This window comes from Pseudomonas sp. BP8 (assembly GCF_017875955.1).
GTDB lineage: Bacteria > Pseudomonadota > Gammaproteobacteria > Pseudomonadales > Pseudomonadaceae > Aquipseudomonas.
Genome location: NZ_JAGINK010000001.1, coordinates 4,002,662 through 4,027,514, shown reverse-complemented (window position 1 = coordinate 4,027,514; position 24,853 = coordinate 4,002,662). Strand labels below are relative to the sequence as shown.

General features: G+C 63.1%; 16 protein-coding genes. 5 read left to right on the top strand and 11 right to left on the bottom strand.

The window, feature by feature from the left end:
* Positions 1-59: 59 nt before the first annotated feature.
* The 4 genes from J3B00_RS17500 to mexE all read right to left on the bottom strand — a co-directional run bounded on the left by J3B00_RS17500 (position 60) and on the right by mexE (position 7,861).
* A complete protein-coding gene (locus J3B00_RS17500; RefSeq protein ID WP_209869298.1) occupies positions 60-1,118 on the bottom strand; it encodes a tetratricopeptide repeat protein in 1,059 nt (352 codons plus the stop codon).
* A gap of 897 nt (positions 1,119-2,015) precedes the next feature.
* Positions 2,016-3,431, bottom strand: a complete 1,416-nt coding sequence (locus tag J3B00_RS17495; protein WP_209869294.1) for a TolC family protein — start codon at positions 3,429-3,431, stop codon at positions 2,016-2,018.
* On the bottom strand, positions 3,428-6,607 hold the full coding sequence (locus J3B00_RS17490) for an efflux RND transporter permease subunit (RefSeq protein WP_209869291.1): 3,180 nt from the start codon (positions 6,605-6,607) through the stop codon (positions 3,428-3,430). The genes J3B00_RS17495 and J3B00_RS17490 overlap by 4 nt, the downstream gene beginning before the upstream one ends.
* 12 nt (positions 6,608-6,619) lie before the next feature.
* Positions 6,620-7,861, bottom strand: a complete 1,242-nt coding sequence (gene mexE, locus J3B00_RS17485) for a multidrug efflux RND transporter periplasmic adaptor subunit MexE (RefSeq protein ID WP_209869288.1) — start codon at positions 7,859-7,861, stop codon at positions 6,620-6,622.
* A gap of 298 nt (positions 7,862-8,159) precedes the next feature.
* Here mexE and J3B00_RS17480 point away from each other — a divergent pair, with 298 nt between their 5' ends.
* Positions 8,160-9,284, top strand: a complete 1,125-nt coding sequence (locus J3B00_RS17480; protein ID WP_209874952.1) for an MFS transporter — start codon at positions 8,160-8,162, stop codon at positions 9,282-9,284.
* Positions 9,285-9,403: 119 nt separating this feature from the next.
* Positions 9,404-10,309, top strand: coding sequence for a LysR family transcriptional regulator (locus J3B00_RS17475; protein ID WP_209869285.1), 906 nt, complete (start codon positions 9,404-9,406; stop codon positions 10,307-10,309).
* A gap of 276 nt (positions 10,310-10,585) precedes the next feature.
* Here the strand turns inward: J3B00_RS17475 and J3B00_RS17470 are convergent, their stop codons facing one another.
* Together J3B00_RS17470 and J3B00_RS17465 are read right to left on the bottom strand one after the other, a co-directional pair.
* A complete protein-coding gene (locus J3B00_RS17470; RefSeq protein ID WP_209869282.1) occupies positions 10,586-11,002 on the bottom strand; it encodes a RidA family protein in 417 nt (138 codons plus the stop codon).
* Positions 11,002-12,324 carry an NAD(P)/FAD-dependent oxidoreductase gene (locus J3B00_RS17465; RefSeq protein WP_209869279.1) on the bottom strand — a complete coding sequence of 441 codons (1,323 nt, stop codon included), beginning with the start codon at positions 12,322-12,324 and terminating at the stop codon, positions 11,002-11,004. Before J3B00_RS17465 ends, J3B00_RS17470 begins: the two co-directional genes overlap by 1 nt.
* Positions 12,325-12,845: 521 nt before the next feature.
* Between J3B00_RS17465 and J3B00_RS17460 the strand changes: the two genes are divergently transcribed.
* Together J3B00_RS17460 and argE are read left to right on the top strand one after the other, a co-directional pair.
* The gene (locus tag J3B00_RS17460; RefSeq protein WP_209869276.1) at positions 12,846-13,523 is read left to right on the top strand and encodes a DUF1028 domain-containing protein; all 678 of its coding nucleotides are present in this window, start codon (positions 12,846-12,848) and stop codon (positions 13,521-13,523) included.
* On the top strand, positions 13,516-14,670 hold the full coding sequence (argE, locus tag J3B00_RS17455; protein WP_209869272.1) for an acetylornithine deacetylase: 1,155 nt from the start codon (positions 13,516-13,518) through the stop codon (positions 14,668-14,670). Before J3B00_RS17460 ends, argE begins: the two co-directional genes overlap by 8 nt.
* A 59-nt stretch (positions 14,671-14,729) precedes the next feature.
* Here argE and J3B00_RS17450 read toward each other — a convergent pair whose 3' ends face one another.
* The 4 genes from J3B00_RS17450 to J3B00_RS17435 form a co-directional block, all read right to left on the bottom strand.
* Positions 14,730-16,010: a carbohydrate porin gene (locus tag J3B00_RS17450; RefSeq protein WP_209869268.1), complete on the bottom strand. Its 1,281-nt coding sequence runs from the start codon at positions 16,008-16,010 to the stop codon at positions 14,730-14,732.
* Positions 16,011-16,089: 79 nt separating this feature from the next.
* On the bottom strand, positions 16,090-18,507 hold the full coding sequence (locus J3B00_RS17445) for a glucose/quinate/shikimate family membrane-bound PQQ-dependent dehydrogenase (protein ID WP_209869265.1): 2,418 nt from the start codon (positions 18,505-18,507) through the stop codon (positions 16,090-16,092).
* 220 nt (positions 18,508-18,727) lie between these two features.
* On the bottom strand, positions 18,728-19,339 hold the full coding sequence (locus J3B00_RS17440) for a cell wall hydrolase (protein ID WP_209869263.1): 612 nt from the start codon (positions 19,337-19,339) through the stop codon (positions 18,728-18,730).
* Positions 19,340-19,387: 48 nt separating this feature from the next.
* Complete coding sequence (locus tag J3B00_RS17435) at positions 19,388-20,305, bottom strand: AEC family transporter (protein WP_209869259.1); 918 nt, start codon at positions 20,303-20,305, stop codon at positions 19,388-19,390.
* A 238-nt stretch (positions 20,306-20,543) separates the two neighbouring features.
* On the opposite strand from J3B00_RS17435, the gene J3B00_RS17430 reads away from it, so the two are divergent.
* Positions 20,544-22,448, top strand: coding sequence for a S8 family serine peptidase (locus J3B00_RS17430; protein WP_209869256.1), 1,905 nt, complete (start codon positions 20,544-20,546; stop codon positions 22,446-22,448).
* A 50-nt stretch (positions 22,449-22,498) separates the two neighbouring features.
* On the opposite strand, the gene J3B00_RS17425 is transcribed toward J3B00_RS17430, so the two are convergent.
* A complete protein-coding gene (locus tag J3B00_RS17425) occupies positions 22,499-24,643 on the bottom strand; it encodes a methyl-accepting chemotaxis protein (RefSeq protein WP_209869253.1) in 2,145 nt (714 codons plus the stop codon).
* Between the last annotated feature and the right edge of the window lie 210 nt (positions 24,644-24,853).

Below are 24,853 nucleotides of genomic sequence, written 5' to 3'. Positions count from 1 at the left end.
CGTCTAACCACTGGACCGCGACCGCTCAGGCAGGGTTCAAAACTGTTTGTGGCAATTCGTCAGAGGCCTTGCTGGAGCAGCGGGTCATCCGGGTTTTGCCGTTCCAGCTCGGCCAGGAGTACCTGGACATTCTGTAACTGGCCAGTCTCTTTCCAGTAGCTGATCAGTAGCACCCGGGCTTTGCGATTTGCCGGCTGCCGAGCCAGCAACGTTTCCAACTGTTTTTGCGCTGCTTCGACCTGCTCCAGTTTATGCAGCGTCTCGGCCAGCGCGTAACGGTAGGTGTCGTTGTCGGGCTCAAGTTCGACAGCGCGGGAGAACGCCAGCAGGGCATATTCGGGTTGTTCGTGGCGGATCAGCCAAAGGCCTAGCTGGTGCTGGAGAAAGGCCGAGTCCGGGCGCAGTGCCAAGGCCTTGGCCAGTACCTGGCGAGAGGCATCGTGCTGGCCCTGGCGTTCCAGTAGGCGAACCTGGGTGGCCAAGGCGTCGAGGTTGTCCGGTTCTTGCGCCAGGCTTCTTTGCAGCGCTGCCTGTGCTTGGGTGTATTCGCTTTCGTGCAAGTAGAGTCTGGCCAGGTGGACCTGCGCTGCGGCGTCGTCGGGTTGGGTATGCAGGGTTTGCTGGTACTGTTCGAGCGCCTGCTGCAGTGGACCGAAGTACAGGCCGATGGCGTCGGGGTCAAGGCCGAGCAGGGCATCCACGGCGGCAAAGCGCACGCTCTGGTCGTCATCTTCCAGCAGTGGGCCGAGGACCAGGCTGCGTTGGGCGGCGGGCAGTAGCCGGCGGATGCTGGTGATGGCCGCGCGGCGCACCAGCGGATCGCCGTGTTGAAGGTCGTGCTTGGCCAGTTCGAGTGCTTTTGGCGAAGGGTAGTTGGGCAGTTCGGCATACAAGGCTGCCCGCCGAATGGGGGCCAGGTCGTCGCGCTGCAGCTGTTGGTAGAGCACTCGTGCAGCGCCGGGTTGGCCATTGTGGGCTTGGCGCAAGGCTTTGGCGTAGCTGTGCGGTGGCAGGTTTGGCGCGCTGCTGGGGGCGTCACTGCGCGACAGGTAGCCGATTACGGCCGATACCAGGATCAGGAGCAGGAGGGCGATCAGGTAGCGGCGGTGTCTGGGCATCGGGTGGTCCGGTGAGGCAGGAGGGGATGAGCTTGGGGCAGCTTGGAGGCAATTGCAATGTTGGTTGGAGTGGATGGCGCCGGGCTTTGGGGTTGTGGGGTTATTCATTTGATGGGCGATCGAGCAAGACTGGGCTGGCGTTGTTTCGACAGTGGCATGGGTGGTGGATATTCGGGCCTCTTCGCGGGACAAGTCGGATCGCCGCACCGCCGCTCCTACAGGATTTGCGCCGAGTTCAAAATCTGCGCCAATCCTGTTGGTGCGGCGGTGCGGCGATCCGACATGCCCCGCGAAAAGGCCGGTACTGCGCCGAATTCAAAATCTGCGCAAACCCTGTAGGAGCGGGCTTGTCCCGCGAAGAGGCCGGTACTGGCGATGCAAATCGCAGGGCGCAGCCCTGCCAGCCACCCCACAAATCTGCTGGTAGATAAACAAAGCGAGAGCGCAGCGATTCGCCTGCCGTTGCTGTGGCTGTTGATCTTGCTCTTGATCTACCAGCGACTTCAGGAGGCCGAGTGGAGGTCTTGCGCAGGGAGGTGGAGGCCATGGATGGCCGGAAAGCGCTGAGGCCCAGGATGGGCCGTACAGCGCGGTCCTCCCGGAGCAAGACCGGAGCGAGGGAACCCGTAGCGCAGCGGAGGGCCGGATGCAGGAGCAAGCGGTTTTTGGTTACTTTTTTCCAAGAAAAAAAGTGACCCGCCGTAAGGGCGGAAGGGGCCATTACAGCCACTACATCAAATGGATAAGCCCCCAATGCCAAAGCAAGCCCAGCCCAGCCGACAGATCCCCCCAACAGTCAGTAAAAACCCCAAAAAAAAGCCCCGCAGGCCAACGCCAGCGGGGCAAACGGTTGGGGGAGGAGCCAACCAAAGGAGTCGTTGAAACCGTCGCGCCGAATTACCTCGCGCTAGCAACCGTCTCAGGCTGCCAGCCGCCACCCAGAGCCTTGTAGATCGCAACAATGCCGCGATACAACTCCACCTCGCCTTGCGCCTGGGCATCCTCGGCACTCAGCCGCTCGCGCTCGGCATCGAGCAACACCAGATAATCCACCGTCCCTTCGCGATAGCGAACCGAGGCCAACTCAGCAGCCCTGCGACTGGCATCGCTCTGGCGCATCAGGGCCAGCAAACGCTGCTGGCGCTTGCCGTAATCACTGAAGGCATTCGACGATTCTTCCAGCGCCAGCAGCACTTGCTGCTCATAGCTCGCCAAGGCCCCTTCGGCATCCGCCTTGGCCCCGCGCAAGCGGGCGCGCACGCTACCCAGGTCGAACGCCGCCCAGGTGATGCTCGGGCCAAGCGCCCAGGCATTGGCGGCGGACGAACCGAGCTGCGAGCCGCGCGCTGCAGTAAAGCCGAGGAAGCCGCTCAGGCTGACCCGCGGGAACAGGTCAGCCGTCGCTACGCCGACATTGGCTGTGGCCGCCGCCAACTGCCGTTCAGCACTGCGCACGTCTGGGCGACGGCGCAACAGCTCACCTGGATCACCCACCGGCAGCGCCTTGACAATCGCAGGCAACTGCTTGGGCGACAGGTCGACGCTGAGCGCGTCGGGACGTTGCCCAAGCAAGGTGGCGATGCGGTTGCGGGCGCGTACCTGTTCAGCCTGCAACTGCGGCACTGTCGCTTCCACCGCCGCCAGGCGGGCATCGGCGCGGACCACGTCGAGCTCGTTGCCCACGCCCGCATCGCGCAGGGTCTCGGTGATGCTGCGCGAGTCTTGCTGGGTCTTGAGGTTGGCCAAGGCGATCTTCTCGCGCAGTTGTGCACCGCGCAGTTGGCCATAGGCATCCACCAACTCGGCAATCAGGCTGACCTGCAGCTGTTGCAGGTCGGCTTGGGCCGCGGCCTCTTGCGCCTCGCTCGCCTCGATCTGGCGCTGGATACGGCCGAACAGGTCGAGCTCCCAGGCCATGTCCAGGCCCAGGTCATAACGCTCGCTGTTGACCCGGCGTTCGGTCTGGCCAGGGATCTGGCCCTTGCCGAGGTCACTGCTGGCGCGGCTGCTGACCACTGGCAAGGTGTCGTTCTCGGCATCCTCGCGGATCGAACGGGCCGCCTTGAGCCGGGCAAACGCCACGCGCAGGTCACGGTTGCCTTCAAGCGAGGCCTGCACCAGCTGGTTCAGCGCAGGGTCGTCGAACTGCTTCCACCACACGCTTTCAAAGCGGCTGCGGTCGAACGCATTGGCCTGCTGCTCGTTGTCCAGGTGGGCCGGCGCAGTGGCCGGTGCCTGGTAGTCCGGGCCCACCGCGCAGGCCGCCAGGGCCAGCGCGAGCAGGCTCGGCGTCAAGGGTTTGAGCAGGTTCATGCGTGGTTCTCCAGCGGCTTGGCGTGCGCGGCCTTGCGGGCCTGGCGACGTTCGACGAAACGGCGGATCAGGAAGAAGAACACCGGGGTCAGGAACAGGCCGAACACGGTCACGCCGATCATCCCGGAGAACACCGCGACACCCATGGCATGGCGCATCTCGCTACCGGCACCGGACGAGAACACCAGCGGTACCACACCCATGATGAAGGCGATCGAGGTCATCAGGATCGGCCGCAGGCGCAGGCGGCAGGCTTCCAGTACTGCGGCCAGCGGATCGAGGCCCTCGGTCTGTTTGTCCTTGGCGAACTCGACGATCAGGATGGCGTTCTTGCACGCCAGGCCCACCAGGACGATCAAGCCGATCTGGGTGAAGATGTTGTTGTCGCTCCCCGACAGGATCACCCCGGTAATGGCTGAGAGCAGGGTCATCGGCACGATCAGGATCACCGCCAATGGCAAGCTCCAGCTCTCGTACTGCGCTGCCAGCACCAGGAACGCCAGCAGTACGCAGAGCGGGAACACCAGCAGCGCGGTGTTGCCGGAGAGGATCTGCTGGTAGGTCAGGTCGGTCCACTCGTAGGTCATGCCGTTAGGCAGTTCAGCCTCGAGCAGCTTCTCGATGGCAGCCTCGGCCTGTCCGGAGCTGTAGCCGGGTGCTGCGGCACCATTGATTTCGGCCGTGATGAAGCCGTTGTAGTGCATGACCCGGTCCGGCCCCGAGGTGTCGCTGACCTTGAGGAAGGTCGCCAGCGGGATCATTTCGCCAAGGTTGTTGCGCACCTTCAGCTGGCCAATCTGTTCGGCGTCGAGGCGGAACTGCTGTTCAGCCTGGACGTTGACCTGGTAGGTCCGGCCAAAGCGATTGAAGTCGTTGGTGTACAACGAGCCCAGGTAGATCTGCAGGGTATCGAAGATATCGTTGATGGCCACGCCATGGGTCTTGGCTTTTTCCCGGTCGATGGCGGCATCGACCTGCGGCACGTTGACCTGATAGCTGGTGAACAGGCCGGCCAGTTCAGGCACGTTGTGGCTCTTGGCGATGATGTTCTGGGTTTCCTGGTACAGCGCCTCGTAGCCCAGGTTGCCGCGGTCTTCGATCTGCAGGCGGAAGCCGCCGATGGTGCCCAGGCCTTGTACCGGTGGCGGTGGGAAGATCGCGATGTAGGCGTCCTGGATATCAGCGAACTTGGCGTTCAGCGCGGCGGCGATGGCCGCTGCTGACTGGCTTGGGTCCTTGCGCTCATCGAACGGCTTGAGGGTAGTGAACACAATGCCGCTGTTGGGGCTGTTGGTGAAGCCGTTGATCGACAGGCCCGGGAAGGCGATCGAGTCGGCAACGCCAGGCTGCTCCTTGGCAAACTCGCCCATGCGTTTGATGACCGCTTCGGTACGGTCCAGGCTGGCCGCATCCGGCAGTTGGGCAAAGGCCACCAGGTACTGTTTATCCTGCGGTGGGACGAACCCGGTGGGCGTCGACGAGAAGCCGAGGTAGGTGAGCACCATCAACCCGGCATAGACGAACAAGGCGATGCCGCTGGAACGGATAACCCGGCTTACCCCGCCGACATAGCTATTGCTGGCGCGCTCGAAGAAGCGGTTGAAGGGCGCGAACAACCAGCTGCCGAGCAAGCGTTCGAGCAGGCGCGAGAAGCGGTCCTTGGGCGCGTGGTGTTCCTTGAGCAGAACGGCGGCCAGCGCGGGCGACAGGGTCAGCGAGTTGAACGCCGAGATTACCGTCGAGATGGCGATGGTCAGGGCGAACTGCTTGTAGAACTGACCGGTAAGGCCAGAGATGAACGCCGCCGGGACGAATACGGCACACAGCACCAACGCAGTAGCGATGATCGGCCCGGTCACTTCGCTCATGGCCTTCTGGGTCGCCTCGAGCGGCTTCAGGCCCAGGCCGATGTTACGTTCGACGTTCTCCACCACGACAATGGCGTCATCAACCACGATACCGATTGCCAGGACCAGGCCAAACAGTGACAGCGCGTTGAGTGAGAAGCCGAACAGGTGCATCACGGCAAAGGTGCCGATCAGCGAAACGGGGACCGCCAGCAGCGGAATGATCGACGCGCGCCAGGTCTGCAGGAACAGGATGACAACCAATACGACCAGGATCAGCGCTTCGAACAGGGTGTGCACCACGGCCTCGATCGAGCCACGGACGAACACCGTAGGGTCGTAGGCAATGCTGAAGTCCATGCCTTCCGGGAAGCTCTTCTTCAGCTCGGTCATTTTCGCCCGGACGTCATCGGAGATCTGGATGGCATTCGAGCCGGGGCGTTGGAAGATCGGCAGGGCCACTGCCGGCTGGTTGTTGAGCAGCGAGCGCAGCGCGTATTGGCTGGAACCGAGCTCGATTCGGGCAACGTCCTTCAGGCGGGTAATCTCGCCATCGGCGCCTGCGCGGATGATGATGTTCTCGAACTCTTCTTCATTGACCAGCCGCCCCTGGGTGTTGATCGACAGCTGGAAGCTGGTCGAGCCGGGGGCGGGCGGTGCGCCCAGTTGCCCTGCAGCCACCTGGCGGTTCTGCTCACGAATGGCGGTGACCACGTCCGTGGCGGTCAGGTTGCGCGAAGCGGTCTTGTTCGGGTCGATCCAGACCCGCAGCGAATAGTCGCCCATGCCGAACAGCTGTACGTCGCCAACGCCGTTCAGTCGCGCCAGTTCATCCTTGATATTGAGGATGGCGTAGTTGGACAGGTAAAGCATGTCGTAGCGTTGGTCTGGCGAGGTCAGGTGCACGACCATAGTCAGGTCGGGCGAGGCCTTGTCAACGGTGATACCGATACGCGTGACTTCTTCCGGCAGTTTGGGCTGGGTGCGGGTCACGCGGTTCTGTACCTGCACCTGCGCGTTGTCCAGGTCAGTGCCCAGGGCGAAGGTAATGGTCAGCGTCACCTTACCGTCGGCGGTGGATTGCGAGGACATGTACAGCATGTTCTCGACACCGGTAATGGCCTGCTCCAGCGGCGCGGCAACCGTTTCACCGATGACCTTGGGGTTGGCGCCGGGGAAGTTGGCGCGCACCACCACGGTTGGCGGGACCACTTCCGGGTACTCACTGATCGGCAGCTGGAACAGCGAGATGGAGCCGGCAATCAGCAGAATCAGCGAGAGCACGGCGGCAAAGATCGGCCGTGTGATGAAGAATTTCGAGAAGTTCATCGGTGTTTTCCCTTAACCGCGCGGTGCCTGGGCACTGGCGACTTTGACACTGGTGCCGGCCACGCTCGGCGCCGGGTTGCTGGCCTCGAGGGCCTGGCGCTGACGGTCGAGGGTGGCGAGGGTCTGCTCGCTGGCCATGGCCGTTTCTTCAGGCGTTACCGGCGAGCCAGGGCGCACCCGTTGCAGGCCCTTGACCACGATGCGGTCTTCCTTGGCCAGGCCGCTACGGACGATGCGCAGGCCTTCGAGTTTTGGCCCCAGCTCGACGGCGCGGTAGGCAGCCTTGTTGTCCTTGTCCATGACCAGCACGAACTTCTTGCCAAGGTCGGTGCCGACCGCTTCGTCGTTGATCAGCACGGCGTCGTAGGTGGCGCTGCCGACCAGCTTGAGGCGGGCATACAGGCCGGGGGTGAACTGGCCATCGCGGTTGTCGAACACGGCGCGGCCGCGGATGGTACCGGTGCGCGGGTTGACCTGGTTGTCGACGAAATTCATCTGGCCCAGGTGCGGGTTGCCGGTTTCGTTGCTCAGGCCCAGGTACACCGGGGTGCTCTGGCCGCGTTGGCCGTCGCGAGCCAGTTGGCTGTACTTGAGGTAGACCCGCTCGTCGGCATCGAAATAGGCGTAGACCTTGTCGGTGGAGACCACCGAGGTCAGCGGCGTGACGTCGGCGGTGACGATGTTGCCTGCGGTGAACTCGGCACGGCTGACGCGGCCGCTGATCGGCGCGGTGACGCGGGTGAAGCTCAGGTTGAGACGGGCGAGGTCCAGTTGCGCCTGGATCGCCGCGACTCCCGCGCGGGCTTCGGTGGCGGCGCTGCTGCGCGACTCGGCCAGCTCGGCGGATATAGCATTGCTGTCGCGTAGGCGCTCACCGCGGCGAGCTTCGTTTTCGCTGCGCACGGCGGTGGCGCGGGCTTGTTGCACTTGTGCTTCGAGGCGGCGGACCTCAGCCTGGAACGGGCGTGGATCGATCTGGAACAACAGGTCGCCCTTGTTCACCTTGGCGCCTTCGGTGAAGCCGACCAGGTCGATCTGGCCGGAGACGCGCGGCCGCACCTCGACGGTTTCTGGGGCTTCAAGGCGACCGGTGAACTCGTCCCATTCGTTGATCGGTTGCTCGATCACTTTGGCTACGGTCACCTTGGGCGCGGCGGGCGCCTGTGCGACATCGGGGGTTTTACCGCAGGCAGCGATCACCAGCACTGCCAAGGCAGCGAGGGGATAGCGCAAGGGTTTGAGTGATTGTTCCATGGAGAAATCCGCCAATGTATGGATAGTGGGCGGATTCTGCTCGGCGCGCGCGCAAGGAACGAATCGAATGAGGCGAAGGTTATTATCACGCAGAATGATAGGTGGGGATTGCTCATCGATAATGGGCATGATTGGCAGCGGCTGCGAAGAGGCTTCTGTAGTGCGCGGGCTGACTTAATTGCATGCAGCGCACTTGCGGGGTTTGTTCTCTGCGCGACAGCTACTTTCAACGCGATAAGGTTGTCCTGTGAATACTGATGTTCGACACCCCGCAGCCCTGGCCATTGTCGGCCTGGGCGTGCTGCAGATCCTGGTCTGGGGCGGTTCTTTCTTCATCCTGGCGGTCATGGCCGAGCCGATCATGCGCGAGACCGGCTGGGCCAGTCAGTGGGTCTATGGCGCGCTGTCGCTAAGCTTGATGGTCTCGGCTTTGCTGGCGCCGTTGTCCAGCCGACTGGTGGCCCGTTACGGCGGTCGGCCGCAGCTGGCCGGTAGTGGTGCGGTAGTGGCGCTGGGGCTGCTGATCATGGCTACCAGCCATGGCCTGCCGCTGTTCCTGCTGGCTTGGGGGGTGATCGGCGTTGGCATGGCAATGGGTTTGTACGAGGCGCTGTTTTCTACCCTGGGTGCGCTTTACGCCGAGGGTGCAGGCCGGGCAATCACCGGTATCATACTGATCTCGGGCTTTGCCTCGACCCTGTCGTGGCCGGCAGTGGCCCTGGCTATCGAGCACTTCGGCTGGCGTCAGGCCTGCGTTGCGTATGCCTGCGTGTTGCTGGTAGTGGTAGCACCGCTGTACCTGAAAGTGCTGCCCAAGGGCGGCCAGCGCGAGCCAGCAAAGCGTGCCGCCAGCCATCAGGACGGCACGGTGGACCGACGGCTGTATCTGCTGTTGACGGCCATTTTCGCCCTCGGCGCGATCATCATGACTGCGGTGGCGGTGCAATTGGTGGCGGTGCTTCAGGGCCTCGGCCACTCGCTACCTGCCGCAATCGGCCTGGCGGCGATGCTTGGGCCGAGCCAGGTGGCGTCGCGTGTTCTGCAGATCATCGCCGGCAAGCGTCATCCGATCTGGACCGCGCTGATCTCGGTGAGCCTGGTCGCACTAGGGTTGTTGCTGGTGGCCTTCGCACCTGGCGTCACTGCTATCGGGTTGCTGATCTTTGGTTGCGGCAATGGCCTGCGGGCGATCGTGCGTGGCTTGCTACCGCTGGCCCTGATGCCGCCGGCCCAGTACGTATTGCTGATGGGGCGCATGTCGCGGCCATCGCTGATCGGCCAGGCCCTGACGCCACTGGTGGGTGGCTATCTGTTCGAGCATTTTGGCGCGATGGGCGTGCTCGCGACCTTGTGCGTGCTGGCGCTGGCCAACGTCGTGCTGGTACTGGTGGTGCTGCGTCAGGTGCGTAGCCGGTCAGCCTAGGCAAACTATCATCAGGACATAGGCAAATCCTTTTCCGCCCAGCCGCCGGCCAGGCTGGGGCTAAGGTAAGGTGGCAGGAATAATTCGAGCGCGCCGTGAACGGCGCCAGAGAGGTGCCTGTGGCTTCCTATACCCTGCGTCAACTGAAGTACTTCGTCACCACGGTGGAGGCCGGTAGTGTCGCTGAGGCTTCGCGTCAGCTGTACATTGCCCAGCCGTCGATCTCGACCGCGATCAAGAGCCTGGAAGAGAGCTTCGGCGTGCAACTGTTCATCCGCCACCACGCCCAGGGTGTCTCGCTGACGCCCAGCGGCAAGCGCTTTTACGCCAAGACCAAGTCGCTGTTGCAGATGGCGCACGAGTTCGAGCAGAACGCCCTGGCCGACAACGACACGGTGGCCGGGCAGATCGATATCGGCTGCTTCGAGACAGTGGCGCCGCTCTATCTGCCGCGCTTGATCGCGGGCTTTCGCGAGCGTTACCCGGGGGTTGATATCCGCTTGCGCGATGGCGAGCAGCAGGAGTTGATCCAGGGGCTGACGGCGGGCACGTTTGATCTGGCGTTTCTTTACGATCACGACCTGGACGGCACGATTGAGGCCGAACCGTTGATGCCACCGCAGAAGCCTTATGTGCTGTTGCCGGAGAAACACCGCTTTGCCGGGCAGGCGCAGGTGTCGTTGCGCGACCTGTGTCCGGAGCCGATGATCCTGCTCGACGTGGCGCCTAGCCGAACTTACTTTGTCAGCTTGTTCAATGAGCTGGGGCTGACGCCGAACATCGTCTTCAGTTCGCCGTCGATCGAGATGGTGCGGGGGATGGTGGGGCAGGGCTTTGGTTTTTCCCTGCTGGTGACCCGGCCGCATTCGGAATGCACCTATGACGGGCAGCGGCTGGTGATGGTGGATATTGCCGAGCCGGTGACTCTGTCGGGGCTGGCGGCGGCGCGCTTGAAGCGGGTTCAGTTGACCAAGCCGGCGCAGCTGTTCGTCGAGTTTTGCCGTGAGGAGTTGGCCAGGCTTTAGGGGGTGGTGGGGTGGAGTGTGCACCCAGGATATGGTTTTGCGTCACCTTCGGATTTCATCATGTAAGCCAGCAATGCCGGGGGCGCTGCGCACCCCTTTCGCGACACAAGGCCTGCGCAGCGGCCCCGGCGAGCTCAAGCCAAAGAAAAATTCAGAAAAATGCAGAGACCTTGAAAGGGATGGCCGTAAGGGCGGAAGGGGCCATAAGCGTCACCACATCAAATGGATAAGCCCCCCCCCGCTAGCGTCACCACATCAAATGGATAACCCCACAATTCACACCTGATCCGGCACCACTGCTATTACGTCAATCTCCATCAACCACTCCGCCTGGGCCAACCCCGCCACCACCAGCCCGGTAGAGATCGGGAACACCCCCTTGAGCCACTTGCCGACTTCCTGGTACACCGGCTCGCGGAAGCGCGGGTCGGTGATATAGGTGGTGGTCTTGACGATGTGCGACATGTCCGAGCCCGCTTCTTCAAGCAGTTGCTTGACGTTTTTCATCGCCTGCTCGGCTTGCGCGCGCGGGTCTCCCAGGCCGACCAGGCGGCCCTCGAAATCGGTCCCGACCTGGCCCCGCACATACACTGTGTTGCCAGCGCGTACTGCCTGGCAGAGGTCGTTGTCCAGCGACTGGTTGGGGTAGGTCACCTTGGTGTTGAACATGCGAACGCGAGTATGGGTAGGCATCAGTGGGCTCCGAGGGTGCTGACGTTACTGATCGAGGATTGAATGTCCTGGTCCTGCGCAGCGCGCTGATCGCGGTCGCGGTAGGCCAGATAGGTGCGTTGTGTGGCGATGTGCCCGGCGACATGCTTGGCGTCGTGCCACACGCCCCAGATGAACGACGAACCACGGCGCGACAACCACGGCAGGCCGAGGAAGTACACGCCTGGCTCTCTGGATACGCCGCGCTGATGCACCGGCTTGCCGTTGGCGTCGAAGGTATCGACCTGCAGCCAGCTGAAGTCGACGCCATAGCCGGTCGCCCAGATGATGCTGGTCACGCCGGCCTGGGTCAGGTCCAGTTCGAGGATCGGCTGGCTGATGCAGGCAGGATCGGCCAGGCGCGTGCGCGCCTCGGGCTCCTCAGGCAGATCGAGGCCGTTGCGCTCGATGTAGGCATCGGCAGCATCCAGCAAGGCCAGGTAGTTTTCATCGCCGCGGCGAATGTTGTCGGCCAGGTTGTCCTGGAAACGCACCTTGCCGTCTTCGAACGACTGGGTCAGGCCGACCAGGGTCATGCCTTGATGGGCGAGGGCGCGGAAGTCCACGGTATGGCCGCCGCGGGCGCCACTGACGGCGATGGTCACGTGCTCGCGGCCAGGCTTGGCAATTTCTGCATCCCATTCACCCAGCACGCCCAGCCACCAGCAGAAGTCGCGGTTGCGGTAGGCGCGCGGTGGGCGGTCGTGGGCGCCCACCGAGAGGTAGACCTGGCGACCTGCGCGCATCAGTTCTTCGGCGATCTGCACGCCGGAGGAGCCCGCGCCGACTACCAGCACCGCGCCCTCAGGCAACTGCTCGGGGTTGAAGTAGGCCGCCGAGTGGATCTGATGCAGGCCTTCATCCTTGGGCGCGATGGCCGGGATCACCGGGCGCTGGAAGGGGCCGGTAGCCGCGACCACGCGATTGGCGCGGATTGTCCCTTGGTTGGTCTCAATCGTGAAGCCTGGGCGGTCGGCGTTGCGGACCACCTTTTTTACCTCGACCCCGGTGCGCACTGGCAGGTTGTAGGTGCGCACATAACGTTCGAAGTAGTCGGCGACCTGTTCCTTGCCGGCGAAGGCGTCGGCGTCGAGGTCGAATTCCAGTCCTGGGAAGCGGTCGTGCCACACCGGGCCGTTGGCAACCAACGAGTCCCAGCGGCCAGTGCGCCAGGCTTCGGCGATGCGGTTACGCTCCAGCACCAGGTGCGGGACGCCGAGTTTGCTCAGGTGTTCGCTCATGGCAACCCCGGCCTGGCCTGCGCCGACCACCAGTGTGTCGATTTCGATCGTATTGAATGTCATGTCTGAGCCCTTCTTGGAAGGCGGTTGTATTCAGGTCGGTGGGTGAACCGCCTTTGCCTGGAGCCAGACTAGGGACGCGCTTCGAATGGCGAAAATACTATTTAGTTAAGGATTGCCGATAGTTTGGCGAAGGCCTTGTCGGGCGTGGGCTGCAGGGATGCTCTTGTGCTATTTCCACGCGTGGATTTGCGGCGTGGTGTGCTGTGCGGCAGGTTTTTGAATGTGTGCCGACAGGACCGGCCTCTTCGCGGGGCAAGCCCGCTCCTACAGGATTTGTGTCGAGCACAAAGACGGGATATTCCCGAATCCTGTAGGCGCGGGCTTGCCCCGCGAAGAGGCCGGTCCTGTCGACAAAACCCCAAATCGGCCGCCTGCATGCTGGCTACGCGCGGGCATAGTTTTTTCCTCTTCAAGGGCGAGGAAAAAGGTGGTTTCGTGGCCCCGCGGGTTCTGTTCAGAATGCCTGCAACTGCCCGCGAAAGTTGTCTTTCGCAGCGCTAAGCACACAACAGGAGCTGCACATGACCTTCTCTATCATTGGCCGTTGCCAGGAAACCGGCCAGGTCGGTATCGCCATCAGTTCGTCGAGCATTGCCGTGGGTGCGCGGTGCCCGTGGGTGAGAGCCGGTGTGGGCGCTGTCGCTACGCAGAACATTACCTTGCCGGCGCTGGGGCCGCAGATCCTCGATGCCCTCGAGCAGGGCCAACTACTGCCGGCCGCAGCGCTGGAGCGGGTGCTCAGCGCCAATGGCTGGAGTGAATATCGCCAGGTGACGGTGATCGACAGCCAGGGCCAGGTCGCGTTGTTCACCGGCAAGGAAGCCTTGGGCGTGCACAACGCGGTTGCCGGCGAGCAGTGCGCGGCAGCGGGCAATCTGTTGTCTTCGCATGAGGTGATCGAAGCGATGGTCGCGGCATTCGAGCAGGCGGGCGGGCATCTGGCTGATCGCCTGCTGGCGGCGATGCATGCGGCGGTCAAGGCTGGTGGCGAGGCCGGGCCCATCCATTCGGCGGCGCTGAAGATCGCCGGTGAGCTGACCTGGCCGCTGGTTGACCTGCGGGTCGACTGGGCCGAGCAGGACCCTATTGGTCAACTCGACGGCCTGTGGCAGGCCTACCGCCCGCAGATGCAGGATTACGTTACCCGCGCACTGAACCCCACCAGTGCGCCGAGCTATGGGGTGCCGGGCGATGAGTGAGCTGACCAGTCGCGAGTTGCTGGCACGCCTGATCGGTTTTGCCACCGTCAGCCGTGACTCCAACCTGCAGTTGATCACCTTCATTCGCGACTATCTGGCCGGGCTGGGGGTGCCCAGCGAACTGTTTCATAACCGCGAAGGCACCAAGGCCAACCTGTTCGCGACTATCGGGCCACTGGACCGTGGCGGCGTGGTGCTCTCCGGGCACACCGACGTGGTGCCGGTCGACGGCCAGGCGTGGACGCTCGATCCGTTCAGCCTGAGCGAACGCGACGGGCGCCTGTACGGCCGTGGCGCGGCTGACATGAAAGGCTTTATTGCGTCGGTGCTGGCGGCAGTCCCGGCGTTTCTTGCCCAGCCGTTGCAGACACCGCTCCACCTGGCGTTTTCCTACGACGAAGAAGTAGGTTGCCTGGGTGTGCGCTCGATGCTTGAAGCCCTCCAGCAGCGGCCACACAAGCCACGGCTGTGCCTGATCGGCGAGCCTACCGAACTCAAACCGGTACTGGGCCACAAGGGCAAGTTGGCCATGCGTTGCCAGGTACAAGGGGCTGCCTGCCACTCGGCGTATGCGCCGTATGGGGTTAATGCCATCGAGTACGCGGCGCGCTTGATCGGCAAACTTGGCGAGATTGGCGATGCCTTGGCCGAACAGCAGGATGCACGTTTTGATCCGCCGTTCTCCACCGTGCAGACGGGTGTGATCAAGGGCGGCAGGGCGTTGAACATCGTGCCCGAGGAATGCGAGTTCGACTTCGAAGTGCGCGCCTTGCCGGGCTTTGAGGCACAGGGTGTGGCCGATCAGTTGCAGACTTATGCCGAGGCTGAGCTGCTGCCGCGCATGCGCGCGGTGAATGCCGCCAGCGAAGTTCGGCTGCTGCCGCTGAGCGCCTATCCCGGTTTAGCCACGCCACAGGACAGCGAAGCGGCTCGACTGGTCGCGTTGCTCAGTGGTTCAAGTGAGTTTGGCACCGTTGCGTTCGGTACCGAGGGGGGGCTGTTCGATCAGGCCGGGATACCGACTGTGGTCTGTGGGCCTGGGAGCATGGAGCAAGGGCACAAGCCGGACGAGTTCGTCAGTATCGAGCAGTTGCAAGGCTGTGATGCGATGTTGCTACGCCTGCTGGAGTATCTCAAGAGCGGTTGATAAGGGGCGTCAGTACCGGCCTCGCAAAGAGGCCGACACTAGCGCTACATCAACTCAGGTCAGAAGCTCGCCTTGACCTGCAAACCCACCACCAGCGCGTTATCGATGTTGGTTCCGGAGAACGCCCCCGGCTCGATGATGTATTGCACATCCGGGCGCAGGTTCAGCCATGGCGTGGCCTGATAGCCGTAGCTCAACTCGATCAACTGCTCGGCACTGTCGATATCCGGGAAGCCCTGGCCGCTGGCCAAGGCAGCGTCTTCCAGCACATCGCGGCTACGCGGATTGGGCACCGCACGGCCATAGCCCAACGCCACGGTGTCCCGTGGACGCCCTTCGAACGGCTTGTACAACACCACGCCCGCGCCATACCACTTGGTGAACGGCGAGGCAGCCTTGCTCGATGCCGAGTACTGACCAAATGCATGCAGGCTGCGTCCCGGCGAGCTTGGGTCGTTCCACACGGCCTGGTCGATCAGCAGGTAATGACCGCCGCGGCCAGCCACTTCGTCGCTGCTGCCAATGCGTTTGACGTTGGAGCTGTCGTAGTAGTAACCCAGCTTGTACTCACCCGGCAGCTCGCCCTGCAGCTTGTACACGAGCTCCACCGGCACCACGGTACCTGTGGTGTGCTTGGGGCCCAGATGCCAGGCGCGGCTGGAGTTGCCGTTGCTCTCGGGGTCGACGTTGAACGCCGCAACCCGCAACTGCCAGGCCGAAGACAGGTCGTACTTGACCCGCGCACCGAGGTGGGCGTTGGGGTAGTTGGTCCAGCCACTGCCACCGGACATGTTCAGCGGGTGACCGCAGAAGCCGGCGTTCATGAAGTTGCAGAGAATGCCGCTGTCCAGCCCGCCGAGGTCGTTGCCCATGGCCATGTAGCCGAGCTTGACGTTCAACGCCGGGGTGAAGTTGCGCTCATAGCTCAGTTCGGTCAGGCGGGTGTACAGGCCACCGTAGTTTTCCTGGATGGGCAGACGGTTGCCGACCAGGTCTTCGGAGGCGCTGTTGCCACGCCGGTCGTTGATGCTCAACTGAACCTTGCCGCCGTTTTCCAGGCCGTACAGCTTGGACAGGTCGAACTGCACGCCGAGCTTGACGTTCTGCGAGTAACGCGCCGAGCGGTGCAGGCCGCCGTGGGCGTTGTAGGCGGTTTCACCACTGTAGTCAGCGGTGAACTTGACGCCGTCTTCTTCGAGCTGGTGACGCAGGCCGCCCCAGTCACCGGTGAGGGTGCTGCGGTTCATCAGGTCGGCTTCTGCCAGGGCGCTGGTGCTGGCCAAGGCCATCAGCAGGCCAGCGGTGAGACGGGTAGGGGTGAAGTGCAAAGCGGAGGACATTGCGCGGCTTTCCTGGGAATTGCAGGGTGTCATTGAGGGCCTCTTCGCGGGGCAAGCCCGCGAAGAGGTCAAGCGTGGTTTACGGCAGGGCGTAGGAAATCACGTAGTCGCCGCGGTCGGTCGACTGACGTGCGCCACCAGCGGTGATCACCACGTACTGTTTGCCAGTCTTGGGCGAGACATAGGTCATCGGGCCACCCTGACTGCCAACCGGCAGACGGGCTTTCCAGACTTCTTCACCATTGGCGCTGTTGTAGGCGCGCAGGTAGAAGTCCTGGGTACCGGCGATGAACACCAGGCCGCCTTGGGTGGACAGGGTGCCGCCCAGGGTTGGCAGGCCGACCTTGATCGGCAGGTGCATGCGGATGCCGAGCGGACCGGTGTCTTCAACCGTGCCGACCGGAACCTGCCAGGCAACCTGACGGGTCTTCATGTCGATGGCGGTGAGCGTACCGAACGGCGGCGCCTGGCACGGAATACCGGCGATCGACAGGAAGCGGTTCTTGTTCACCGCATACGGCGTGCCTTTGAGCGGTACCGCGCCCATGCCGGTGTTCAGCGCTTCGCCACCACCAGCGGCCTGGCCTTGGTTCTGCGACGGAATCATCTGGATCCACAGGCCCAGGCGCATGTCGTTGACGAAGATGAAGCCGTGCACCGGGTCTGTCGAGATGCTGCCCCAGTTCATGCCGCCCAGCGAACCCGGGAAGCTCAGCGACAGGTCGGTACCCGGCGCGGTGTACAGGCCGTCGTAGCGCATCTTCTTGAAGTCGAGACGGCACAGCAGCTGGTCATACGGGGTAGCGCCCCACATGTCCGACTCGGTCAGGGTCTGCGCGCCGATCTGCGGCATGCCGACAGACTTGGGCTGGGTTGGCGAGTACGGCTCGTTAGGAATGTTGCTCGGCTTGACCGGCACTTCGTCGACCTGGGTCAGCGGCTTGCCGGTGGCGCGGTCGAGGACGTAGATCTGCCCGGCCTTGGTGCCGATGACTACCGCAGGTACGGTCTGGCCGTCGTCCTTGGTGAAGTCGATCAGGCTCGGCTGCATCGGCAGGTCGAAGTCCCACAGGTCGTTGTGAACGGTCTGGTAGACCCACTTCTCGTTACCGGTGGTGGCGTCCAGGGCCAGTACCGAGGCACCGTAGGTGTGGTCCAGCTTGCTGCGCTCGACGCCGTAGATGTCGGTGGACGACGAGCCCATCGGCAGGAACACGGTGTTCATCGCCGGGTCGTAGGACATCGGCGCCCAGCTGTTCGGCGTGCTGCGCACATAGGTGCTGCCGTCGGCGGGTGCGTTGCGGTCTTCCGGGTTGCCCGGATCGAACGCCCAGCGCATTTGCCCGGTGATCACGTCAAAACCACGGATCACGCCACCCGGCATGTCGGTCTGGACGTTGTCGGCGATACGACCGCCTACCACCACGGTGGTGCCGGCCATCAGTGGCGCCGACGACAGCTGGTAGTAAGAGTCCGGCACGTTGCCCAGGCCGGCCATCAGGTTGACCTGGCCGTTGTCGCCAAAGCCCTGGCAGAACTCGCCAGTGTCGGCGTCGACTGCAATCAGGCGACCGTCGATGGTGTTGGTCAGCAGGCGGCGCTGGCAGTTGGCACCGGCGGCGACGCTGGCCACGGTGATCGGCGAGCTGTTGGGTTGGGTCGGCTGGGCCAGCGGCGCGCTAGCGTCGAAGTAGGCCATGCCGCGGCAACGCTGCCAGACCTTGGACTGGGCGTTGATAGCGTTCTTCCACAGCTCTTTGCCGGTGTCGGCATCGAGTGCGATCAGGTTGTTGTGCGGGGTGCAGATGAACACCTTGTTGCCGACCTGCAAGGGGGTCAGCTGGTCTTCCGCGCCGTTGCCGTCGCTCTCGGCCACGTCGCCGGTGTGGTAGGTCCAGGCGACCTTGAGCTTGTCGACGTTGTCGCGGTTGATCTGGTCCAGCGCGGCAAAGCGGCTGCCACCTTCGGTATTGCCGTAGTGCGCCCAGTCTTTCTGCGCTTTTTCAGGCTCGACCGGGGTCATGCCTGGGCCTTTGCCAGTAGGCGCAACGCTTGGGTGAGCGACGAACATGTTGCCTGCGGCGATCACTACCGCCACGCCCAGCACCGCGGCTACGCCATAGGCGCCACGACCGCTGTTGCCGCCATTGGCGCGCACCAGCATCGGGTAGACCAGGGCCACCACCACGCCAATCGCGGAGAACATGAACAGCCGCGAGAACAGTGGCCAGAACACCAGGCCAGTATCGGCCACGGCCCAGATCGCGGTGCCGAGCAGGAATACAGCAAACAGCCAGGCACCCGCGGTCTTGCGGCGGGCGATGAGGATACCGGCGATGGCCATGGCCAGGCCGCCGATCAGGAAGTACCAGGAACCGCCCAGGCCGGCCAGCTTGATGCCGCCAGCAGCCAGGAGGAGGCCGAGCAGGGCGATGACAACGCCCAGGCCGACCAGTATGAATCTCGAGGCACCAGAGGTGCGCGGTGTGTCGTTCATGCCAAGGATCTCGCAGGTGGAATGAGCACAGTTTAAGCCCTTAGCAAGCTAATTAACAAGTTGGTACATTATCCGATAGGGCTGATTGTCGCAGGGTTCAGCGTGCCAATATGCTCGTAAAAGCCTAGATCAAGCAGAGAATTTGTCAGTAAAAAGCCTGGTTCTCGATTTGTGAAAATTTCGCGAATACGACGTTGGTCTAGCTTCTGTAACCCGCCATTCAGCGAGCGAGGGACGGGTTCGGCTTGTAGAACAGAAACAACCTGGTCTCGGCCGTCTTGCGGTAGGCCTTGGCCCAGTCGGGCCGAACGGAGCGGTCGTGGAAGTACAGCGCACCGTGGGTGGGGTCCTTCAGTTGCTGGTTGAGCGCCTTGCGCGCGATCTCCTTGGCAACGTCGTAACGGTCCTTTTCCTCGACCTGGTCGGGGCGCCCGTCGCACCACCAGGAAAACTGGCAGCTCTTGCTCTCGACACCTTGCTTGACCACCCCACAGATGGTGTCGGGGAAGCCGTCATGCCCAAGCCGGTTGAGCACCACGCTGGCCACTGCGCTCATGTCCCGGGCGTCGGCTTGCTTGGCCTCCCAATAGATGGTGCGGGCCAGGCAGGTGATGCTGTCATCCATCGGGGCTTGGCCACGGGGGTCGACCGCCTTGACCTCGCCTGGAGAGAGGGTCTCGCTCTTTTTCGGCGGCGGCGCCTCTTCGACGACTTTTTCCTCGAGCGCTTGCGCCTTGTCTTCAGCCATGGCGGCCTGGGCGCTGTCGGCGGCGTGGAGCGGGCCTGCAAGCAGGGTCAGGGCCAGGCCGAACAGCATCCACGAGAGGCGCATGATTGTGCTTCCGAAGGGTGAACTGAGTCTCAGTCTAGCTGGAGGAAATCAACTCAGGGTCAAGCTCAGCATCAATGGCAGGGTCAGCGCGGCGACGACGGTCTGCAAGGCGATGATGGTCGCCATCAGGGGCGCGTTGCCGCCCATCTGCCGGGCCATGACGTAAGAAGAGGACGCCGTCGGCAGGGCCTGGAACAGCACCGCCACCACGGCGGCCTGGCCGCCCAAACCGAGCAGCCGGCACAGGCCCCAGGTGGTCAGCGGCAACACCAGGAACTTGAACAGCGACGCCGCCAGCAAGGGTCGCACCTGCTGGCCCAGGCGGGCGCCGCCCAAGGCTGCGCCGACGCACAGCAGACCGAGTGGCAACGCGGCCTGGCCGAGCGCCTTGACCGTGGGCTCGAGCCCCGGCGGCAGGCCGACGTTGCTGACCCGCAACAGCATCCCGCCCGCGCAACCGATGATCAGCGGGTTGGCAAAGATCGCCTTGAGGATCGTCGCCGGCGAACTGTGGCGGGCGCTGAAACGGGCGAACACCAGCACGCAGAGGAGGTTGACCAGTGGCACGATGGCGGCATTGGCCACCGCCGCCAGGGCAATCCCGGCGCTGCCATAGAGGCCGGCGGCCAAGGTCGCGCCAATGTAGTTGTTGAAACGCACGCCGCCCTGAAACACCGAGGTGAAATCTGCGCCGTCGTGGTTTACCGCGCCTTGGTAGAGCACCAGCAGGGCAGCGCCGAGCACGGTCGAGAGCATCAGCACGCCGACCATGCCCAGTATCGGCACGCCATCCAGGTTGGCCGTAGCCAGGCCGTGAAGAAACAGCGAGGGCAATAGTACGTAATAGCTCAAGCGCTCTGCGCCGGGCCAGAAACCCTCGGCGAGAAAACCGCGCACCCTTAACCAGGTACCCAGGGCAATCAGCGCGATGATCGGAGCCAGGGTGGTCAGCAGCAGGTCTAGCATGGGCGGGATTCCGTGGTCGGGTATCGGTAGTGACCACGCGGGCGAGGTCCCAGAGGGTAGGCCCCTAGTGTCGAGTTTTGCGCTGCGAGCAGCAAGCCTCTGGGCGTAGCAGGGCGCTGGAACCTGCGCTCAGCGCTGGCCAGGAACGCCTTCTGGCTGGGATCTACCACGGGCTGCCGGGATGCTGTGGGGTGCCTGTACGCAAGGCGTGCAGCGATACCACCAGGAGAGAGCCCCGATGCCCATTGACGTGAGTTTTATCTATTTCAGGAATTTCCGCTTCGACGGCAAGTTTCACATCCGATGTACCGGCAATGACCTGCATAAAGTCAGGAGTATTCGTTATGAGTTGAAAAGAACGGGGCCCGACGGGCTGCAACAGCTGGATGCTGTCAGGGCCAAGTCACATGCCCGCACAGGCTCTCTGGCTGATTATGGCTGCCCGGCAACCTTGAGCTGTGACGAGCAACCCGGTACCTACAGTATCCATCCGGTGATCAGGCTTACGGACAAGGAAATCATTGCACTGGACCTTCCCAGTGACGTCGATGGACTGATCCGCCCACCCGCGTTGACCCTTGAAATCGGGCCGGAAGAATCGAACAGGAGCGTGTTGGACAAGGTGCCGCTATATGGTGCCACCGGGCGACGCAAGCGTGCTGTGCAGCGCGCTAGCGACGAGGCATTTCCACTCGTAGGAGAGGGTGAGCGATATCCGCCTCTGGTGCTCAAGTTCACCACGGATGGCTACCAGCGCTTGCGGGAAGAGCTTGAGCCTGGGTCCAATTCATTGCTAGTGCGCCGCTGGCCCAAACTCAACCAGGTTCTTCAGCTGCAGCCTTTTCTCGACCCGCAGGAGCGCGGCAACGCAGCCTTGAGCGCGCTGAGTGACTACTACTGCCTCATCCAGCCCGACAGCATGCTCAATGACACCTTTATAGCCTTGCTCCAGACGCTGTCCGCCCTTGATTACATTGAATCCATCGAGTTCGCCACACCGCCAGTGGACACGCCGAACCCGCTGTTGATTGGCGCAGCCATACTTGCGACGTTGCTCACCGGCGCGATTGTCAAGGCGGGTAACAATGCCAATGAAAATGCCCGTCCAACGCCTGACTTCGAGGCCTTGCAGGCCTACCTGGATGAGCCGGGCAGGCGCTACAGGGGGATGAATATTCGTAAGGTTTGGCAGCAGCAGGCAACGGGCAAGGGCGCTCGGGTGCATTTTTCCGATGCAGGCCTGTATCCCGAACATGAAGAGCTGCGCAGTCACCCCAACCTTAAGATCGTCGGGCTCGAGCCCAATACCGATCCCGAGCACGGAACGGCGTCGTTGGGCATCTTGATGGCCAAGGCAAACGGGTTCGGAGTGACGGGCATCTGCCATGAAGCGGAGGTGTATTTCTACAACAGTGAGGCCCACGACTCGCATGGATACCCGCAGACGTTGAAAAACATGCTTGCGAATGTGAAAGCCGGCGACATCGTCGCAATCAATCGGCAGACCGCCAACATCAATGTGCTTGGCACCTTTCTGCCTACGGTGCATCAGCAGGCGTGGTGGGATGCGATTCAGGCCCTTACTCAACGCGGCGCGGTGGTGGTTGCAGCAGCCTGCAACGGCACTGGCGTAAGTGACCCCAAGGTGGGTACCCACAGAGGCTATGGTGTCGATCTTTCCCATTGCAGCTTCTTCGAAGACCACGGCGATGCCGGCGCTATCCTGATCGGCGCTTGCCAGTCATGGGATGGCAAACCTCATCAATACTCCAACCATTCCTATCGATACCGCATGCTCAACGCTTGGGGCGATAGCGTGGTTACCCTGGGCTACGGTGCTCTGCAGCATAAGCCCGATCACGTCAGAGACTACACCGACAACTATGCCGGTACCTCCAGTGCTACACCACTGGTTGCCGGGGCTTTGAGTCTGATCCAGTCGTATGCGATGGAGCAGCATCATGTGTATCTGAACGCCAATCAGCTGCACTTGCTGGTGATGCAGTCGGGTTACCAGGATGCGACCTTGCCCGATACCCAGGTGCTGCCAATGGGCAACCGGCCAAACGTGCACGCCGCGATGGTTCTGCTCGACCAGATCCTGGGGGGCGGCAGGTTCCATCCAAGGCGCGACGAACTCTGACCCGTAGCCGTGCCCCGCACAGTGCCGCCTGGCACGGCGCGGGCCAAGGCTCACACGCGGAACTGATCCATCAGCCCCTGCTGCTGATTGGCCAGGCTGTTGAGCGACTGGCTGACCCGCGCCGACTCATTGGCCTGGCCAGACAGCGACTCGGTCACGTCACGAATGGTCGCGACATTGCTGTTGATCTCTTCGGCGACCGCGCTCTGCTCTTCGGCGGCCGAGGCGATCTGCAGGTTCATGTCGCTGATTACCGTGACCGCCTGGCCGATGCGTTGCAGCGCGGTCACGGCCTGGCCGACCTGCTCGACACCGCCTTGGGCCTGGCGGTGGCTGCTGTCCATGGCGCCGACCACTTCACGGGTGCCGGCCTGCAATGCTTCAATCACCTGGCGCGTTTCTTCAACCGACTCCTGAGTGCGCCGGGCCAGGTTGCGCACTTCATCGGCGACCACCGCAAAGCCGCGTCCGGCCTCGCCGGCACGGGCCGCCTCGATGGCAGCGTTGAGCGCGAGCAGGTTGGTCTGCTCGGCAATCGAACGGATCACCTCAAGCACCGAGCCGATCTTCTCGCTGTTTTGCGCCAACCCTTCGACCTGGGCCATGGCGCCGCTCATGTCGGCGGCCAGGGCATCGATGCTGTCGGTGGTACGGCCAATCACTGCCAGGCCTTCGCGGGTGGCCTGATCTGCTTCGCGCGCGGCCTGCGCCGCCTGGGCAGCACTGCGGGCGACGTCCTGGGCGGTGGCGCTCATCTCATGCGACGCGGTCGCCACCTGGTCGACCTGGCGGTATTGCTGCTCCATGCCGGCGCTGGTCTGGCTGGCGATGGCGGCAGACTGGTCGGCGGTGCCGCGTGCGGCCTGTACCGAGCGTTTGACCTCGGCGATGGTCGGCTGCAGCTTGTCCAGGAAGCGGTTGAACCAGCCGGCCAACTCGCCCAGTTCGTCGTGCTTGTCGTACTGCAAACGGCGGGTCAGGTCGCCTTCACCACTGGCAATGTCCTTGAGCATGGCGGCCACACCGAGGATCGGCCGGGTCACGCCGCGGGCCATCAGCCAGACAAGCAGCAGGCCGGCAATCGCCGCCGCCAGGCCTAACCCCAATTCAAGCAAGGTGCCACTGGTGTTGAGCGTGTCGAGTTCTTGTTTCAGCGCTTCGGCCGGGCCGGTCAGGGCGTTTACCGGCACGTCGAGCAAGACCCCCCACGGCTTGGCGTCCGGAATCGGCGGGAATGCCGCAAGCACCTTCAGGCGTTGCTGGGCATGCACCACCTGCAGCCTGCCGTCGGCCAGCTTGCCTACCAGCGCCGCGCCCTGAGCCGGGTCGACCTGCTCCAGGCGATGAGCCAGCTTGCTCGCGTTGGCACTGTAGCCTGCGAGCAGCCCTGCCGGGCTGATGATGCCGACGGTAGTACGGCCCTCATAGAGGTTGCGGCTGGCTTCCTGGCTGAGCGCCTGCAGGCTGTTGAGATTGATGTCGATGGACAGGGTGGCGATCACCTTGCCCTTGACCGACAGCGGGAAGACGATGCTGGTCATCATCACCTGCTGGCCGTCGATGGCATAGAAGTACGGCTCGACCACGCAGACCTTGCCCGTGCTGCGCGGGCAGACCCACCAGGTATTAGCGGGCTGGCCACTGGGGCCGACCTCGGTGTTGGCCATGTCGTGCTCGGGGAGGGCCATTGAGGTCAACTGACCGGCGCGCGGCTGCGACCAGTACAGGGCAAACCGTCCGCTTTCGTTGCTGCCCAGCGCTTCCTGGCCGGCGAACAGGCTGTCCTTGCCATCCAGGGCACCCGGCTCGAATACCAGCGACAGGCCGAGCAGGTCAGGGTTGGCCTGCAACGCACTGCGCACCTGCTGGGTCATGTCTTCGCGCAGGTCGAAGGCATCGAGGTAGCGCTTTTCTGCCTGCTCGCGCAGGAACAGCACCTGGCGAGCGAAGCCGGCACCATACTGGTAGGCATCCATGAACTGTCGGCGGATGTTCAAGGCCTGGACCTCGCCTTGCGACTCGATACGCGCCTGGGCCGATTCAGAGAGCATCTTCATGCTGCTCGCCTTGACCAGGTCGGAGCTGTGGTCCATGCGGTACAGCGATAGGCCGACCAGCAAGGTGACGATGCTGGCCAGGCACAGGCCGGCGAGCAGGGTGATCTTCCACTGGATAGACAGTTGTCGCGAAGGCATTTGGGGAGAGTCCCTTGTAATAGGTCTGCAGACTATGTCGGCGCTGCTGGATTTTTCTTTATTCAAACGATCAACATAAATTTCCCGGCGCCGGTCGCGGTTTTTCTCGCCGCGCGCAAAGGCGCCGATTTGACATCTGCCGACCCGGCCCTCAGAGTGTGCGCCCTTCAGAACATCACCCCCTTGGTCCGGCCGCTGCCAGCGTGCAGC

What these genes read in the sequence shown, in the direction of transcription:
- J3B00_RS17440 (WP_209869263.1), bottom strand. Translation starts at nt 19,339, where the DNA reads ATGCGCCTCTCGTGGATGCTGTTCGGCCTGGCCCTGACCCTGCTTGCA.
- J3B00_RS17500 (WP_209869298.1), bottom strand. Translation starts at nt 1,118, where the DNA reads ATGCCCAGACACCGCCGCTACCTGATCGCCCTCCTGCTCCTGATCCTG.
- J3B00_RS17435 (WP_209869259.1), bottom strand. Translation starts at nt 20,305, where the DNA reads ATGCTAGACCTGCTGCTGACCACCCTGGCTCCGATCATCGCGCTGATT.
- J3B00_RS17445 (WP_209869265.1), bottom strand. Translation starts at nt 18,507, where the DNA reads ATGAACGACACACCGCGCACCTCTGGTGCCTCGAGATTCATACTGGTC.
- J3B00_RS17495 (WP_209869294.1), bottom strand. Translation starts at nt 3,431, where the DNA reads ATGAACCTGCTCAAACCCTTGACGCCGAGCCTGCTCGCGCTGGCCCTG.
- J3B00_RS17460 (WP_209869276.1), top strand. Translation starts at nt 12,846, where the DNA reads ATGACCTTCTCTATCATTGGCCGTTGCCAGGAAACCGGCCAGGTCGGT.
- J3B00_RS17465 (WP_209869279.1), bottom strand. Translation starts at nt 12,324, where the DNA reads ATGACATTCAATACGATCGAAATCGACACACTGGTGGTCGGCGCAGGC.
- J3B00_RS17425 (WP_209869253.1), bottom strand. Translation starts at nt 24,643, where the DNA reads ATGCCTTCGCGACAACTGTCTATCCAGTGGAAGATCACCCTGCTCGCC.
- mexE (WP_209869288.1), bottom strand. Translation starts at nt 7,861, where the DNA reads ATGGAACAATCACTCAAACCCTTGCGCTATCCCCTCGCTGCCTTGGCA.
- J3B00_RS17430 (WP_209869256.1), top strand. Translation starts at nt 20,544, where the DNA reads ATGCCCATTGACGTGAGTTTTATCTATTTCAGGAATTTCCGCTTCGAC.
- argE (WP_209869272.1), top strand. Translation starts at nt 13,516, where the DNA reads ATGAGTGAGCTGACCAGTCGCGAGTTGCTGGCACGCCTGATCGGTTTT.
- J3B00_RS17470 (WP_209869282.1), bottom strand. Translation starts at nt 11,002, where the DNA reads ATGCCTACCCATACTCGCGTTCGCATGTTCAACACCAAGGTGACCTAC.
- J3B00_RS17450 (WP_209869268.1), bottom strand. Translation starts at nt 16,010, where the DNA reads ATGTCCTCCGCTTTGCACTTCACCCCTACCCGTCTCACCGCTGGCCTG.
- J3B00_RS17490 (WP_209869291.1), bottom strand. Translation starts at nt 6,607, where the DNA reads ATGAACTTCTCGAAATTCTTCATCACACGGCCGATCTTTGCCGCCGTG.